We start from the raw sequence: 15,359 nt of genomic DNA on the forward strand, positions 1-15,359 counted from the left end.
GAAATCCACCTTGTCACAGCGGCCGCACCTCGACGATCGTGCCCGCGGGCAGCTCGGTCGCGGCGGCCGGAATATCGACCAGCACGTCGGCGTGGGCCATGGCCGCGATCAGGTGTGAGCCCTGACCCGACACCAGCGCCACCCCGCCCTCGGCCAGTTTGCCGCGCAGGAACTGCCGCTTCCCGGCGGGGGAGCGGACCGAATCCAGCAGCGGCAGTTCGGAAATCGGCAGCGCGGGCAGTCCGGCCAGCTCCCGCAGCAGCGGCCGGGCGAACACCTCGAACGACACCATGGTGCTGACCGGATTGCCGGGGAAGCTCAGCACCGGCACCCCATCGACGAGGGTCAGTCCCTGCGGGCCGCCGGGTTGCATTGCCACCGGCCCGAATTCGCCGCCCTGCGCGCCGAGCACCTCCTTGACGACCTCGAAATCGCCCATGGAGACGCCGCCGGAAGTGAACACCACGTCGGCCTGCGCGACGGCCTCGGCCAGCCGCTGCCGGAACTCCGCGTGCTCATCGGTCGAATGCGCGACCGACACCACCTCGACCCCGTTGTCGGCCAGCGCCGCGGCCAGCGCGATGCCATTGGAATTGAAGATCTGACCCGGCAGCAGCACGGCCCCGGCGGGCCGCAGCTCGTCGCCGGTGGTGAGGACCGCGGCCCGCACCCGGCGCAGCACCGACAGCTCACCCAGGCCGACCGCGGCCAGCGCCGCGATATGCCGGGGCCGCAACAGCGTGCCCGCGGCCGCCAGCAACTGTCCGGCCCGCACATCGGTGCCGGGTTCGCGCACGAAATCGCCGGTGGCGCGGCTGGTTCGAACCGTCACGGTGACGCCGTCGGATTCGGTGTGCTCCACCGGGACCACGCAGTCCGCGCCCGGCGGCACCGGCGCGCCGGTCATCACCTTCACCGCGGTGCCGGGGGCCAGCGTCACCGACTCGGTATTGCCGGCGGCCACCACACCCAGCAGCGGCAGGGTGGCGGGGACGATCGCGACCGAATCGGCCTGCACCGCGTACCCGTCCATCGCCGAGTTCCGGAAAACCGGCAGGTCCAGGGGCGAATACACGTCGACGGCCAGGCGGCGGCCCAGCGCCGAGGCGATCGGGACGGTCTCCGCGACCCGGTCGGCGAGCGGCCGCAGCGCATCCTCGATGCGCCGACGGTGGTCGTCGACGGGCCGGGCCGGGATCAGCGCGTGCCGGGAACTCATGTCCGTGAGCCTATACGCGGGTGAATCCTCCGATTGGTGACCGGCCGATCGGCCGGTCGCGCTCGTGCGAATCTACGAACACTTGTGGCACCGGCAATAATGGTCGAATGACCGTGGTCGCGATGGGCATGCCCGCTGTGCGTACCGGGCAGCCCGCGATGGACGGACGCCCGGAGACGCCGTTCCTGCTGGACCGCTTCGGCCGGGTCGCGCGGGACCTGCGGGTGTCCATCACCGAGAAATGCTCGCTGCGCTGCACGTACTGCATGCCGGAGGAGGGGCTGCCCGCGATTCCGGCGCACGAGCTGCTCAGCACCGACGAGATCGTCCGGCTGGTGACGCTCGCGGTGCGCGAACTCGGCGTCCACGAGGTCAGATTCACCGGCGGCGAACCGCTCATGCGTCGCGACCTGGAACAGATCATCGCGGGATGCCATGCCGCGCTGCCGGATACGCCGCTGGCCATGACCACCAATGGCGTGGGGCTGGAGCATCGGGCGCGGGCGCTGGCCGAAGCCGGGCTCAGCCGCATCAATGTCTCGCTCGACACCGTGGATCGCGACGGGTTCTACAAGCTCACCCGGCGCAACCGCCTGGATTCGGTGCTGGCCGGGATCCGGGCCGCCGCGGTCGCCGGACTCACCCCGATCAAGGTGAACGCGGTACTCATGCGGGAAACCCTCTCGGGCGCAACGGATCTGCTGCAATGGTGTCTGGATCACGATGCCGAACTGCGGTTCATCGAGGAGATGCCGCTCGACGCCGACCACGAGTGGGCGCGCGCCAATATGATCACCGCCGCCGAACTCCTGGACGTGCTCGGCGAACGCTTCACCCTCACCGAGGACGGCCGCGAGGATCCCTCCGCGCCCGCCGAACGCTGGAAGGTCGACGGCGGCCCGGCCACCGTCGGCATCATCGCCTCGGTGACCCGCAAGTTCTGCGGCGACTGCGACCGCACCCGCCTGACCGCCGACGGCCGGATCCGCTCCTGCTTGTTCAGCGACCAGGAGTACGACATTCGCGGCGCGTTGCGCTCCGGCGCGACCGACGCCGATATCGCGCAGCTGTGGCGCGGCGCGATGTGGAACAAGTCCGCGGGGCACGGCATCGACATGGCCGGTTTCGTCCCGCCCGAACGCACGATGGGAGCCATCGGTGGTTGAGGTTCGCTATTTCGCCGCGATCGCGGACGCGGTCGGCAAGGAGAAGGAAACCCTCGACCTGCCGTCCGGGTCCACCGTCGCCGACCTGCGCACCACCCTCACCGCCGCCTACGGCCCGAAACTCGAGCCGATGCTGAAGGTCTGCGCCTACCTCATCGGCGACGAGCTCACCCGCGACGCCGGAGCGACCCTGACCCCGCGCGTGGACGTCCTGCCGCCCTTCGCGGGCGGTTAGGCTCGAATTTCACTCCCGGGCGCTAGCATTCGGCCGGTGACAGTACCCGCCGATCAAGACACGGCACACAGCCCCGGCCATCCCGCCTTCATCGAGGTCCAGCAGGCACGTGCCGCCAGTCTCCAACTGCGCGTCGCGGACTGGATCACCAAGTTCGCGGGCTCGATGCTCTTCGTCTACATCCACGCCGTCGGCTTCGCCCTGTGGATGATCTTCGCCGAGAAGAGCCCCTGGCCCACCCTCACCCTCGTGGTCTCGCTCGAAGCGATCTTCCTGTCCACCTTCGTCATGATCGGGCAGAACCGGCAGGCCGACTTCCAGCAGGCCAAGGCCGATCACGACTTCCAGGAACAGGAACTCGAGCTCAAGACCAACACCGAACTGACCCGGGCCATCCACGCCATGACCGCCGAACTGCACCGCCGCCTCATCGAGGACCCGGATCAGCAGAAGAAGTGACGGGCTCGATCAGCTCGACGCGCCGCCCAGCCGCTCGATCACCCCGGCGAGGCCGTCGCGCGCCATCGCGGGATCATCGACGTCGTGCCCGCGCAGCACCTCGTACCAGGGCCCGAGCCGATGCCAGTCCTCGGCGCGCGCCCGCAGTTCCGGGGTGACCGCGCCATAGGCGTCGGCGGCCGCCGCCCCGAACTCCGATGGCGTGCCGAACAGCGCCCAGGCGAAGTCGATGGCGGGGTCGCCGAGATGGGCGTCGCCGAAATCGATGATGCCGCTGATCCGCCCGCCCTCGGCGAGCACATGCTCGGGCCCGAGATCGGCGTGCACCACGGTATCGGCGGGGGCCGCCGCGATCTGGTCGAGCAGGGTGGTCGCGGCCATGGTCAGCGAATCCGGAAGCAGCGGAAGGACTTCGCGGCGGCAACGATCGACGGCCCAGGCCCGCTCCCGGCGAGTGTGGTCGGCATTCGGCAGCCCGAGCTCCAAGGCCGTCGCCGCGGGAGTGTCGTGCAACGCGCGCAGAAACCGCCCGATCGCCTCGCCGTTCTCCGGCGTGTAATCCTCGATCGGCTCACCCGGAATCAGTGGATGCCGGACCACCAGCGGCGACTCCCCGACCATCTCCGGAATCGGCACCGGCAGCGGCAATCTCGGGGCGAGCCACGGCAGCAACCTGGTCTCCCGCACCAGCTGAGCCTCTACCTCGGGCCGCCGCGGCCGCCGCTCCACCCACCGCTCGTCAACAAGCGTGGCCGAGCTGTCCCACCCATTCTCTCCGTCGAATTTCACGCCCCGACGGTATGAACGATGTCCCGGTGGTGGCAAACGCTTTTGGCTTCAGCGCCACCAGGTGTCGAGGGGGGTCACCGGGACGGTGCGCTTGTGGCGGGTGTTGCGGAAGATGGTTTCCAGGCGGTCGGAGACTTCGGGGGCGACGGGCTTGCCCTCGAGGTAGTCGTCGATCTGGGAGTACTTCAGGCCCAGGGCTTCCTCGTCGGGGAGCGACGGGCGGTCGTCCTCGAGGTCGGCGGTGGGGACCTTCTGCCAGACGCTGGGGGGTGCGCCGAGTTCCTGGAGCAGGGCCGCGCCCTGGCGCTTGGTGAGGCCGGTCAGCGGGGTGATGTCGACGCCGCCGTCACCGAACTTGGTGAAGAAGCCGGTGACGGCTTCGGCGGCGTGGTCGGTGCCGACGACCAGGAGGTTGAGCTGACCGGCGATGGCGTACTGCAGCACCATGCGTTCGCGGGCCTTGATGTTGCCGCGCACGAAGTCCCGCAGCGTGGGTTCGGCGTGGAGTTCGAGGATGCCGGTGGCGGCCTCCCCGGCCGCGGCGTCGGCGCTGGGCTTGACGTTCACGGTGACCGTGCGATCGGGACGGATGAACGTCAGTGCGGTCTGCGCGTCCTCCTCGTCGAATTGCACGCCGTAGGGCAGGCGGACGGCGACGAAGGTGGCCTCGTGGCCCTCGGCGCGCAGCTCCTCGGCGGCGAGCTGGCAGAGGCGGCCGGTGAGTGTGGAGTCCTGGCCGCCGCTGATGCCGAGCACGAAGCCGGTGGCGGGGGTGGAGCGCAGGTAGTCCTTGAGGAAGTCGATGCGCCGTCGCACTTCGAGTTTCGGTTCGATGGCCGGCAGCACGCCCAGTTCGGCGATGATCTCTTCGCGCAGGTTCCCCATGCGGTCACACTGTAGCGGTCACCTGCCGGACGAGGTTCGCCCAGTGATCGCCGACCTGTTCGAGCGTGTAGCGCAGGGCCCTGATCTGGTGCAGCACCAGCCCGGCGTCCAGCGTGGCCAGCAGCGTGTCGGCGGTCAGCGCGATGTCGCCGGGCGCGCCCGCCTGCCGGAGCAGCAGGGACACATGGGTTTTGGCGATGTTGTACGGCGGCCCGCCGTACTGCCCGCCGATGTCGGCGTTCTTGCGCACATCGCCCTCGACCTCGACCAGGGCCAGCCGCGCGCGCCCGAACTCGATCAGCCGGTCCACCGGCGGCGCGCCGGGCCCCAGCGGCGGCGGCCCGAACATGTAGGCCCACTGCAGTTTCTGATCGGACTGGTCCAACAGCGCCAGCATCAGCCCGGCCCGATTGCCGAAACGCCGGAAGACCGTGCCCTTGCCGACCCCCGCCAGCTTGGCGACCGCGTCCATGGTGACCGCGTCCGCGCCCTGTTCGCGCACCAGCGTCTCGGCGGCGTCGAGCAGCAGTTGCCGGTTGCGGGCGGCGTCGCTGCGCTCGTGACTGCTGCCGGGCATGAGCAGCGGCACCGAGTGGGCGGGCGGCCGCTGGGTGCTGACCGCCTCGATGGGCAGCGAGATATTGGGCAGCGCGACGGCGTCGTCGGCGGGGGTGTCGCGTGTCACAGCTGGTCGGCTCCTGCCCGGGAATGGAAGCGGACTGTGGTCCGGTTACAGTGTATCGAAAGTTCCGCCGCTGAATCAGTAACCGTCTGGAGTGATCATCATGTCGCAGACCCGCATTCTCGTCCTGGTCGGTAGCCTCCGCGCCGCGTCGATCAACCGCCGCCTCGCCGAGGCCGCCGCGAAGACGGCCGCCGAGGGCGTCGAGCTCGCCATCTACGAGGGCCTGGGTGAGATCCCGTTCTACAACGAGGATATCGACGTCGCGGGCCAGGTCCCGGCCACCGCGCAGGCGCTGCGCGACGCGGTCGCCGCCTCCGACGCCGTGCTGCTGGTGACCCCCGAATACAACGGCACCCTGCCGGCCGTGCTCAAGAACGCCATCGACTGGGCTTCGCGTCCCTACGGCGCGGGTGCGCTCAAGGATCTTCCGGCCGCCGTCGTCTCGGCCTCGATCAGCGCGAACGCCGCCAAGTGGTCGCACGACGACGCCGTCAAGGCGCTGGGCGTGGCCGGTGCGAACGTGGTCAAGGAGGCGTCGCTGAACTTCGGTGGCATCGGTCAGCGCTTCGTCGAGACGCACCCGGCCGACGATGCCGAGGCGCTCACCCAGCTGGCCGCCACCGTGCACCTGCTGGCGACTGCCGCCGACGTCAAGGCAAACGCCTGACAACTACAGCGATCACTCGCTGAATTCAGCGCGAGGCCACGGCTTTTCAGCCGTGGCCTGCCGCTTTTCCGGGGCTTTTCGGGCTACCGTCGAACCATGAAGCTATCAACGGGCAACTCTGCGTGGGGCCGTTGTTTCATGGCGGTCACCCTGGCTGTCTCCGCCGCGGCGGCGGTGGCGAACGCGGCCGACGCGGTGGCCGAGGCGACCGTCTCCAATGTCCGCCTCTACCTGGGCAACTGGGCCGGATACGTGGTGCGCGGCGACGTGCACGAGGTCAGCGCCACCTGGGTGCAGCCGGAGATCGACTGCCAGGATCCCGGGATCCTGCAGCGGGTGGTGCCGTGGGTGGGGTTGAACGGGGCGCAGGGCGTCGACGGCCGGGTGGCGCTGCCGCTCATGCAGACCGGCGTCGAATCGCTGTGCGCCAGTGACGCGGCCGTCTACGCGGCGCTGCCCGGCCTGCAGGTGGAGAACCTCGCCGCGGGGGTGGCGTATGCCGATCCGCGGTTCGCGGGGACGGTGATGAATGCCGGGGCGAAGGTGTCCGACGCGCTGGGCGCGGTCGCGAACGGGCTGTGCGCGGTCGGTCTCTTCAACGGCTTCTGCGCGCCCGACAAGCAGGTCGACGGCTGGTGGGAGGGCTACCCCGATCCACCGGTGAGCTACGACGATGTCGAGGTGCGCCCGGGTGATGTCATGCATTCGGCGGTGAGCTGGGACGGCGGGCGCTACCTCATGACGCTGGAGAACCGCACCGCGCACTGGGTCCGCACCACGGCGGCGGCCTCGACGGTGCCCGCCCATACCGCCGAGATCGTGGTGGAGGGTCATCTGGACGCGGCGCTGCCGGGTTTCACGCCGATCACCTTCACCGAGATCAGCATCGACGGCCGCCCGCTGTCGGATTACGACGCCCAGGTGTACGGGATTCCGGCCACCAATCGGTTGCTGGCGCCCGGTCCGGTGGACGGCGCGTCGTTCACGATCGGGTAATCCGCTGCCACACACCGCGACACGCCGGGCGGAACGGGCCCCGGGAATTGGGGGCGCGGGTGTGGCGGGTCGGCAAACCGGGTGGTCGCTCGAGTCTGCTGTGACTCGTGAGATGCATGTTGATCAGCGGTGATGGAGTGTTTGCTGGAAATGAACTGTATGCCGAAATTGTGACGTGCGTCGCAGTCGTGTCGAGTTGCGAATCGAGTGTCCAGGTACTTACGGCACCGGAATTTCACCTTTGTGAGTCGCAACATGTCGTGTTGTATGAATCTGTCGGCCACTAGGTGTAGTGTCTTGGGAGCTGGAAGGCCACTAGGCGAACACCTCGAAGTTCACCGAGTGAGCTGGGGCTTCGGTTCCGCTTCCAGGGGTTTGCGCATCAAGTACGTGGATCGTCTTTCAGCCGTGCACTGCATACGGATCGAAGGCCAGGAGAAGGGGATACCAATGACCATCACCGTTTACACCAAGCCCGCTTGTGTCCAGTGCAACGCCACCTACCGCGCTCTCGACAAGGCCGGTGTCGAGTACAACGTCATCGACATCTCGGAGAGCCCCGAAGCCCGCGATTACGTCATGGCCCTGGGCTACCTGCAGGCGCCCGTCGTTGTCGCCGGTGACGACCACTGGTCCGGCTTCCGCCCGGACCGCATCAAGGCCCTGGCCGACGTCGTCGCGGTGGCATAACGCGCCACCTCCCGCAGGTTCGTCCGAATCGAAAGGAGGGGAGATGACCGAGATGTCGAGTGCGACACCGAATCTGGTCTACTTCTCGAGCGCTTCGGAGAACACGCACCGCTTCGTGCAGCGGCTGGATGTCCCCGCCGTTCGCATACCGCTCCACACCGCCGACTCGCTTCGCGTCGATACTCCCTACGTGCTGATCGTCCCCACCTACGGGGGAGGTCGGCACGTTTTGGGTGGGCAGCGATCCGACAAGGAATTCGTCCCCCGTCAGGTGGCCAAGTTCCTCAACGATCCGCACAACCGCGCCCTGCTGCGCGGGGTGATCGCGAGTGGCAATACGAACTTCGGCGATACGTTCTGCTATGCGGGAGAAGTGATCTCGCGTAAGGCAGGGGTCCCGTACCTGTATCGCTTCGAACTCATGGGAACTGCCGAGGACGTCGCGCGCGTCCGAGAGGGATTGGACTTGTTTTGGCAACGACAACAGCACCGGTCGGAAAGACTGCCCGCGTAGAGCGCCCGGTCAGCGGCGACTCGTCCGCGACCGAGGGCTTGGACTACCACGCCCTCAACGCGATGCTGAACCTGTACGGCCCCAACGGCGAGATCCAGTTCGACAAGGATCGCGAGGCCGCGCACCAGTACTTCCTGCAGCACGTCAACCAGAACACCGTCTTCTTCCACAATCTGCGGGAGAAGCTGGACTACCTGGTCAAGGAGAACTACTACGAGGTCGAGGTGCTCGACCAGTACAGCTTCGACTTCACCAAGAAGCTGTTCAAGCAGGCGTACGGCAAGAAGTTCCGCTTCCCGACCTTCCTCGGCGCGTTCAAGTACTACACGAGCTACACGCTCAAGACCTTCGACGGCAAGCGCTACCTGGAGCGTTTCGAGGACCGCGTGTGCCTGGTCGCCATGACCCTGGCCGCGGGTGACGAGACCCTGGCGAGCGAGCTGGTCGAGGAGATCATGGACGGGCGCTTCCAGCCCGCCACCCCGACCTTCCTCAACTCGGGCAAGAAGCAGCGCGGTGAGCCGGTGTCGTGCTTCCTGCTGCGCATCGAGGACAATATGGAGTCCATCGGGCGCTCCATCAACTCCGCCCTGCAGCTGTCCAAGCGCGGCGGCGGTGTGGCCTTGCTGCTCAGCAACATTCGCGAGCACGGCGCGCCGATCAAGAAGATCGAGAACCAGTCCTCGGGCGTCATCCCGATCATGAAGCTGCTGGAGGACTCGTTCTCCTACGCCAACCAGCTGGGTGCGCGCCAGGGCGCGGGCGCGGTGTACCTGCACGCGCACCACCCCGACATCTACCGCTTCCTCGACACCAAGCGTGAGAACGCGGACGAGAAGATCCGCATCAAGACGCTGTCGCTGGGTGTGGTGATCCCGGACATCACCTTCGAGCTGGCGAAGAAGAACGAGGACATGTACCTGTTCTCGCCGTACGACGTGGAGCGCATCTACGGCGTGCCGTTCGCCGACATCAACGTGACCGAGAAGTACTACGAGATGGTCGACGACAAGCGGATTCGCAAGTCCAAGATCAAGGCTCGCGAGTTCTTCCAGACCCTGGCCGAGCTGCAGTTCGAGTCGGGCTACCCGTACATCATGTACGAGGACACCGTGAACCGGGCCAACCCGATCGCGGGCAAGATCACCCACTCCAACCTGTGCTCGGAGATCCTGCAGGTCTCCACCGCGTCGGAATTCAACGATGATCTGTCGTATTCCAAGGTGGGCAAGGACATCTCGTGCAACCTGGGTTCGCTGAACATCGCCAAGACGATGGATTCGCCGGATCTGGGCAAGACGGTGGAGACCGCGATTCGCGCGCTGACCGCGGTGTCGGATCAGACCCACATCTACTCGGTGCCCTCGATCGAGCAGGGCAACAACCAGTCTCACGCCATCGGCCTGGGGCAGATGAACCTGCACGGTTACCTGGCGCGTGAGCACGTCCACTACGGCTCCGACGAGGGCGTGGACTTCACCAACATCTACTTCTACACGATCGCCTACCACGCGATTCGCGCCTCGAATCTGATTGCGCAGGAGCGGGGTTCGTACTTCGGCGGCTTCCCCGAGTCGAAGTACGCGTCGGGTGAGTTCTTCGACAAGTACACCGAGCAGCCGTGGGAGCCGGCCACCGATCGGGTGCGGGAGATCTTCGCCGAGGCGAACGTCCACATCCCCACCCAGGACGATTGGCGTGAGCTCAAGGCGCTGGTGATGGAGCACGGCATCTACAACCAGAACCTGCAGGCCGTCCCGCCGACCGGTTCGATCTCCTACATCAACCACTCCACCAGCTCGATCCACCCGATCGCCTCCAAGATCGAGATTCGCAAGGAAGGCAAGATCGGCCGCGTCTACTACCCGGCCCCCTACCTCACCAACGAGAATCTCGAATACTTCGAGGACGCCTACGACATCGGCTACGAGAAGGTCATCGACACCTACGCCGCCGCCACCCAGCACGTGGACCAGGGCCTGTCCCTGACCCTGTTCTTCAAGGACAGCGCCACCACCCGCGACGTCAACCGCGCCCAGATCTACGCCTGGCGCAAGGGCATCAAAACCCTCTACTACATCCGCATCCGCCAGATGGCTTTGGAAGGCACCGAAGTCGAGGGCTGCGTGAGCTGCATGCTGTAGCGAGTGGTAACGATAGGGGCGTCCCCGGCTTCGCGCCGCGGACGCCCTTTTTCGTGAATGCGGGGAGGCATCATGACCACTGCCGATCGCTACCGCGGCTTCGCCGAGACCGAGGCCCACGGCTATTCACCCTGCTACGAGCGCTGGTGTCGCGGAATCGCCGGGGACGCGGAACTTCTCGCCCTGATAGATGCGCTGCCCACGCCCAAACGCCAGCCCAACCTGATCCTGGGCGCGGCCCGTTACCTGGGTGCGGTGGTATCGGGTTTCGAGGAGTTCAAGGATTTTCTGATCCGCAACTGGCCCGAGATCCGCGATGTCGCGATGACCCATCGCACCCAGACGAACGAAGGCGGACGGACCGCGACACTGCTGCCGTTGCTCGCGCGGTATCCGGGACATCCGGTGGCGCTCATCGAATTCGGCGCATCCGCCGGACTGTGCCTCTATCCGGACCGCTACAGCTACCGCTACGACGACGGCCCGATCCTCGACCCGAAGGACGGCCGCTCGGAGGTCGTCCTCCCGTGCGCCACCACCGGCACCCCACCCCTGCCCGGCGAACTGCCCTGGGTGGTGCATCGCGCCGGCATCGACCTGAACCCCCTCGACGTCCGCGACCCCGAGGACATGCGCTGGCTCGAATCCCTGATCTGGCCCGAACAACGAGATCGCCTCTCCCGCTTGCGCAATGCCGCCGCCATCGCCCGCCGCGACCCACCCACCCTCGTAACCGGCGACCTCACCACCACCCTCACCGACCTGGTCCACGCCGCCCCACAAGACATCCCGGTCATAGTCTTCGGCAGCGCGGTCCTCGCCTACCTGACCCGCGAGGATCGAAACACCTTTCGCGACACCATCGCTGCCCTGCCGTGCCACTGGATCACCAACGAAGCAGCCGGTGCCCTGAACTACGGCCCGGTGCCCGCACCGCCCAGGCCCGGCCAGTTCCTCCTCACCTCGGACGGTGCACCCGTCGCCTACACCGGACCCCACGGTCAAGTCCTCGACTGGTTTGCCTGACAAGGCAATTGAGGTTCGGTCAGGCCGGGAGACCTATTACTACGGTGCCGGTGAGGACACTGGCTATGCCGAGGGCGCCCTGGGGGGAGATGTGTTCGGAGAGGAGGAAGCGGCTGAGGAGGGCGCCTATGACGATGCTGGATTCTCGGACGCTGGCTACTACGGCCAGGGGGAGTTGGGTCATGGCGATGAGGGTTAGGCCGAAGGCTCCGAGCATGGCGGTGCCGCCTGCGAGGGTGAGGGGGAGGGCTCGGAGGGTGAGGGATGGAGTGGGGTCGGGGCGGGTGAGGTCTCGGAGTTTGAGGACGAGGCCGGAGCCGCCCATGACGGTGACCAGGTAGGGCATGGGGGAGGCGTGGTGGACGGCGATGCCGTCGAACATCGTGTAGGAGGCTACGCAGGCGCCGATTGTGAGGCCCCACAAAACCGAGCGGCGGCCGCCGGTGAGGCCGGGAGCCGAGGGGTGGGCGCGGGAGAGTGCGATCATGGCGACGCCGAAGGCGATGAAGGCGACGCCGAGCCAGCGGGTCCAGCCGATGGTGGTGCCGAGGATGGCGGTGGCGGTGACGACCAGGACGGGGGAGCTGCCGCGGACGACGGGATAGACCTCGCCGACGGGTGCGGTGGCGTAGGCCCGTTCGAGCAGGGCGAAATAGAGGGTGGAGAAGCAGATCGACGCGGCGGCGAAGGGGAGCGCGTAGAGCTCGAAGTGCCAGGTGGCGAGCGCGACGGGTAGGAAGAGCAGCGCGCCGGCGAGGAGCATGTCGGCGGTGGAGGAAACGGGCCGGTCACTGCGGCGCAGCCATCCGAGGGCGACGTTCCAGCCCGCGTGCAGGAAGACCGAGATCGCCAGGACCAGATACCCCATCGTTTGCACGCCACTCCACCTTATGGTCTAGACCAAATACTCCGACCTGAACCTAGTGCCACGGCAATGCGCTGGTCAACGTGATTTCGAAGTGAAAACGGCTGGTTGACACCGCGTTTCGGGGGATTGACGGGCGGGGAAAGCGCCGGGGGAATCCGCTGCTGTGGTTGGTCCCACGCGCCGCCCGTCCGGGATTGTGAACTCTCCAGAAGCTGCTTCGCGCCCTGTCGGACGACGCCCGCGGCTGGTTACGCTCGTTATGGTTCCGAGATCGGATCGAAATAATGCGCGGACGATATCGCAACCGAAAACCGCACTGGGACAAATGCTTTGGAGGTGTTTCCAGAGTCCTCTCCTGCCCCCGCACACAGAGGACTGCTTGATTCAAGTAACTGCCGGTGCAGACGAAACTGCACTCCCATCGGATGAAGACCCGTCGAGCGATACCTCGCAACCGCTCGGCGGGTTCTTCGGATATCTGGCTCGCGTGAGGAGTTACCTTGTCGGACAGCGGAAGCTGGCGGATCGTGGCGATCGCGGCCGCGCTGATCCTCCTGACCGGACTGCCGGTGCGGGCGACCGCGGACCCGGCCGCGGGGCACTCGAGCATCGTGGATACCGAGAAGGTGGGCCCGCACTGGGAGCGGGTGCAGGTCGATTCGGCGGCCATGGGTCGCACCGTCGGCCTGGATGTGCTGCACGGTTCCGGCTCCGGCCCGCGCCCGACGCTGTATCTGCTGGACGGCGTGGACGCCGAAGGCGTCTCGGACTGGCTGACCAAGGGGCACGCCGCCGACTTCTTCGCCGACAAGCCGGTCGATGTGGTGCTGCCCGCCGGGGCCACCGGCAGCATGTACACCGACTGGGATCACCCGGACGCCGCCCTGGGCTGGAACCGCTGGGAGACCTTCCTGACCGGCGAATTGCCCGGCATCATCGAACCGTATCTGCGTTCGGACGGTCAGCGCGCGGTGGCGGGCGTCTCGATGGGTGCGCAGGGCGCGATGATGCTCGCGCATCGGCATCCGGGCTTCTATCGGGCGGTGGCCGGATTGAGCGGCTGCTATTCCACCATCGACGGCCCCGGCAGCGCGGTGACGGCTCTGACGGTGGCCTCGCGCGGCGGGAATGTGGTGCGGATGTGGGGTCCGCCGGGGACGGTGGAGTGGATCACGCACGACAGCACGGTGGGTGCGGAAGCCTTGCGCGGCACCGCTATCTACCTCTCGGCCGCCTCGGGGATCCCGGGCGCTCCGGATCTGAACCAGGTGATGCGGGCGTCGGATCTGATCGCCGCCATGCAATCCGCCGGTGGCGGTGTGGTTTTGGAGGCCGGTGCGCGGATCTGCACCGAGCATTTCGCGAAACGACTGAGCGACTTGGGAATTCCCGCGACCGTGCATTACGAGACGACGGGTATTCACGCCTGGGAGGACTTCTCGGCTCAGCTGGGCCCGGCCTGGGATACTCTCGCCACCGCCTTCGGGCAGTGAATCACTGCCCGGAAGTCATTGCGGTAAAACTATTTTCAGTGCCGGAATGGGTTGCTCAGTGCCGGAACCCGTAACGCGGTAGTCGCCGCAGTCCCGGCCGGATGCGTCCGTCCACCGTCACGGCCAGTCCGGCGTGGACCGCCGCAACGGTGAAGGCGGAGGCTTCTTTCCAGGTGGCCGCGTACTCCATGGTGAGCTCGGCCCCGTCGTCCGGTCCGCCGAGATAGACGGTGACCCGATGGGTGAGCGCCTCCCCTACGCTGTCGAACAAGACCTTGCCTTCGGTGCTGCCGGCCATGTGCTGCTCCTCGAGTAGTCCGGTGAGCCGCGCGTCCGACCCCTGCGGCGGCCGCGCGGCTCTGGGACCGAAAGTAGCCGGATCACCCTGTATGGGAACGTGTTCCGGTTCTGGCTTGGATATGTCACAAGCGCCGCGCGAGGTTTGTTGTTACCCGTCGGAACAGAAACAATCTCGACTCGGATCGATCCCGCGTTCACAAACGATCACCGCCCCGATTGTGACTATTCGGAAGGTTCGCCCAACCCCCTGGCCAGGCGCGACCCGGCTTTCTACGCTGCCCGGCATGAGGATTCGCGTGCCCTTGGTGATCACTCGCGCGCAGGTGGCGGTGATCGGCGCTCTGCTGTTGACCGCCGCGACGGGATCGGCTGCCGCACAGCCGGAAATGCCCACGCCCGACCCGGACCCCTTCTACGCCGCCCCCGCCGATATCGCCGCCCGCCAGCCCGGCGACGTCCTCGCGACGCGCGCCATGCCCGCGCTCGCGAGCTTCCCCGATACCGATGTCACCCTGATCAAGTTCCGCTCCACCAGTTCCGAGGGCAAGCCCATCGCGGCCACCACCACGGTGCTGTCCCCGCGCAATCGCCGCCCGGACGCCCCGCTGCTGTCGCTGCAGCAGATCATCAACGGCCTGGGCGCGCAGTGCGCGGTCTCGCGGGTGCTCTACACCACCGACCCGAACCTCATGGTCCGCGAGGCCCCGGCCTGGAACGTGCTGTTGCAGCGCGGCTGGAGTCTGACCCTGCCCGATCACCTCGGGCCCCGATTCGCCTACGGCGCGGCCAAACTCGGCGGTCAGATCACCCTCGACGGCATTCGCGCCGTGCAGCATGTCGCCGATCTGAAGGTCGAGCACAGCCCGGTCGCCATGGCCGGCTACTCCGGCGGCGGCATGGCGACCGCCTGGGCCGCGGCTCTGGCCCAGTCCTACGCGCCCGACCTGCACATCGCGGGCGCGGCCATGGGCGGGGTGCCGATGAACCTGATCAGCATGCTGGAGGCGCTGGGCATGAACCGGCATCCGGCCTTCGGGCTGGCGCTGGCCGCCGGGCTCGGCCTGGAACGCGAGTATCCGGACCGCTTCCCGCTCTCCGATCAGCTCAATGATCGCGGCCTCGCCATGCGCGACAAGCTGGTCAACAGCTGCACCAACGACATTCTGGCCGCCGGCGCGGGTCAGGGCGCGCAGGACGTGGCCCGCACGACCGTGATGACCGAT

General features: G+C 67.2%; 17 protein-coding genes. 11 read left to right on the forward strand and 6 right to left on the reverse strand.

Translation table 11 applies throughout. The features are described 5' to 3' along the window. Window positions 1-13 precede the first annotated feature (13 nt). On the reverse strand, window positions 14-1,219 hold the full coding sequence (locus ACWELQ_RS15960; RefSeq protein ID WP_452397790.1) for a molybdopterin molybdotransferase MoeA: 1,206 nt from the start codon (window positions 1,217-1,219) through the stop codon (window positions 14-16). Between the two features lie 107 nt (window positions 1,220-1,326). Between ACWELQ_RS15960 and moaA the strand changes: the two genes are divergently transcribed. From moaA to ACWELQ_RS15975, 3 genes are read left to right on the forward strand one after another with little or no spacing between them, the layout of a single operon-like run. Further along, window positions 1,327-2,385, forward strand: a complete 1,059-nt coding sequence (moaA, locus tag ACWELQ_RS15965) for a GTP 3',8-cyclase MoaA (RefSeq protein ID WP_452397791.1) — start codon at window positions 1,327-1,329, stop codon at window positions 2,383-2,385. Then, on the forward strand, window positions 2,378-2,620 hold the full coding sequence (locus tag ACWELQ_RS15970) for a MoaD/ThiS family protein (protein ID WP_452397792.1): 243 nt from the start codon (window positions 2,378-2,380) through the stop codon (window positions 2,618-2,620). Before moaA ends, ACWELQ_RS15970 begins: the two co-directional genes overlap by 8 nt. Before the next feature lie 36 nt (window positions 2,621-2,656). Then, complete coding sequence (locus ACWELQ_RS15975) at window positions 2,657-3,079, forward strand: DUF1003 domain-containing protein (RefSeq protein WP_452397793.1); 423 nt, start codon at window positions 2,657-2,659, stop codon at window positions 3,077-3,079. Window positions 3,080-3,088: 9 nt separating this feature from the next. On the opposite strand, the gene ACWELQ_RS15980 is transcribed toward ACWELQ_RS15975, so the two are convergent. The 3 genes from ACWELQ_RS15980 to ACWELQ_RS15990 are packed head-to-tail and all read right to left on the reverse strand — an operon-like array spanning window position 3,089 to window position 5,330. Then, window positions 3,089-3,868: a phosphotransferase gene (locus tag ACWELQ_RS15980; RefSeq protein ID WP_452397794.1), complete on the reverse strand. Its 780-nt coding sequence runs from the start codon at window positions 3,866-3,868 to the stop codon at window positions 3,089-3,091. Window positions 3,869-3,916: 48 nt separating this feature from the next. Next, window positions 3,917-4,753, reverse strand: coding sequence for an ammonia-dependent NAD(+) synthetase (gene nadE, locus ACWELQ_RS15985; RefSeq protein ID WP_452397795.1), 837 nt, complete (start codon window positions 4,751-4,753; stop codon window positions 3,917-3,919). A gap of 4 nt (window positions 4,754-4,757) precedes the next feature. Then, the gene (locus ACWELQ_RS15990; protein WP_452397803.1) at window positions 4,758-5,330 is read right to left on the reverse strand and encodes a TetR/AcrR family transcriptional regulator; all 573 of its coding nucleotides are present in this window, start codon (window positions 5,328-5,330) and stop codon (window positions 4,758-4,760) included. A gap of 208 nt (window positions 5,331-5,538) precedes the next feature. Between ACWELQ_RS15990 and ACWELQ_RS15995 the strand changes: the two genes are divergently transcribed. From ACWELQ_RS15995 to ACWELQ_RS16020, 6 genes are all read left to right on the forward strand, one after another. Then, window positions 5,539-6,105, forward strand: coding sequence for an NAD(P)H-dependent oxidoreductase (locus tag ACWELQ_RS15995; RefSeq protein ID WP_452397796.1), 567 nt, complete (start codon window positions 5,539-5,541; stop codon window positions 6,103-6,105). A gap of 96 nt (window positions 6,106-6,201) precedes the next feature. Next, the gene (locus tag ACWELQ_RS16000) at window positions 6,202-7,101 is read left to right on the forward strand and encodes a G1 family glutamic endopeptidase (protein ID WP_452397797.1); all 900 of its coding nucleotides are present in this window, start codon (window positions 6,202-6,204) and stop codon (window positions 7,099-7,101) included. A 450-nt stretch (window positions 7,102-7,551) separates the two neighbouring features. Further along, entirely contained in the window at window positions 7,552-7,791 is a 240-nt protein-coding gene (locus tag ACWELQ_RS16005) for a redoxin NrdH (protein ID WP_157355027.1), read from the forward strand. Between the two features lie 43 nt (window positions 7,792-7,834). Then, complete coding sequence (nrdI, locus tag ACWELQ_RS16010) at window positions 7,835-8,305, forward strand: class Ib ribonucleoside-diphosphate reductase assembly flavoprotein NrdI (RefSeq protein WP_452397798.1); 471 nt, start codon at window positions 7,835-7,837, stop codon at window positions 8,303-8,305. A gap of 62 nt (window positions 8,306-8,367) precedes the next feature. Continuing rightward, window positions 8,368-10,449, forward strand: a complete 2,082-nt coding sequence (gene nrdE, locus ACWELQ_RS16015) for a class 1b ribonucleoside-diphosphate reductase subunit alpha (RefSeq protein ID WP_452397804.1) — start codon at window positions 8,368-8,370, stop codon at window positions 10,447-10,449. Between the two features lie 72 nt (window positions 10,450-10,521). After that, window positions 10,522-11,475, forward strand: a complete 954-nt coding sequence (locus tag ACWELQ_RS16020; RefSeq protein WP_452397799.1) for a DUF2332 domain-containing protein — start codon at window positions 10,522-10,524, stop codon at window positions 11,473-11,475. Window positions 11,476-11,494: 19 nt separating this feature from the next. Here ACWELQ_RS16020 and ACWELQ_RS16025 read toward each other — a convergent pair whose 3' ends face one another. Further along, window positions 11,495-12,343: an EamA family transporter gene (locus ACWELQ_RS16025; RefSeq protein ID WP_452397805.1), complete on the reverse strand. Its 849-nt coding sequence runs from the start codon at window positions 12,341-12,343 to the stop codon at window positions 11,495-11,497. A 500-nt stretch (window positions 12,344-12,843) separates the two neighbouring features. Between ACWELQ_RS16025 and ACWELQ_RS16030 the strand changes: the two genes are divergently transcribed. Then, complete coding sequence (locus ACWELQ_RS16030; protein ID WP_452397800.1) at window positions 12,844-13,836, forward strand: alpha/beta hydrolase; 993 nt, start codon at window positions 12,844-12,846, stop codon at window positions 13,834-13,836. A gap of 55 nt (window positions 13,837-13,891) precedes the next feature. Here ACWELQ_RS16030 and ACWELQ_RS16035 read toward each other — a convergent pair whose 3' ends face one another. Next, the gene (locus ACWELQ_RS16035; RefSeq protein WP_452397801.1) at window positions 13,892-14,134 is read right to left on the reverse strand and encodes a hypothetical protein; all 243 of its coding nucleotides are present in this window, start codon (window positions 14,132-14,134) and stop codon (window positions 13,892-13,894) included. Window positions 14,135-14,420: 286 nt separating this feature from the next. On the opposite strand from ACWELQ_RS16035, the gene ACWELQ_RS16040 reads away from it, so the two are divergent. Continuing rightward, window positions 14,421-15,359 (forward strand): lipase family protein (locus ACWELQ_RS16040; RefSeq protein ID WP_452397802.1); only part of this gene is annotated, 939 nt, incomplete at its 3' end.

The sequence above is a fragment of the Nocardia sp. NPDC004722 genome (genome assembly GCF_053601505.1).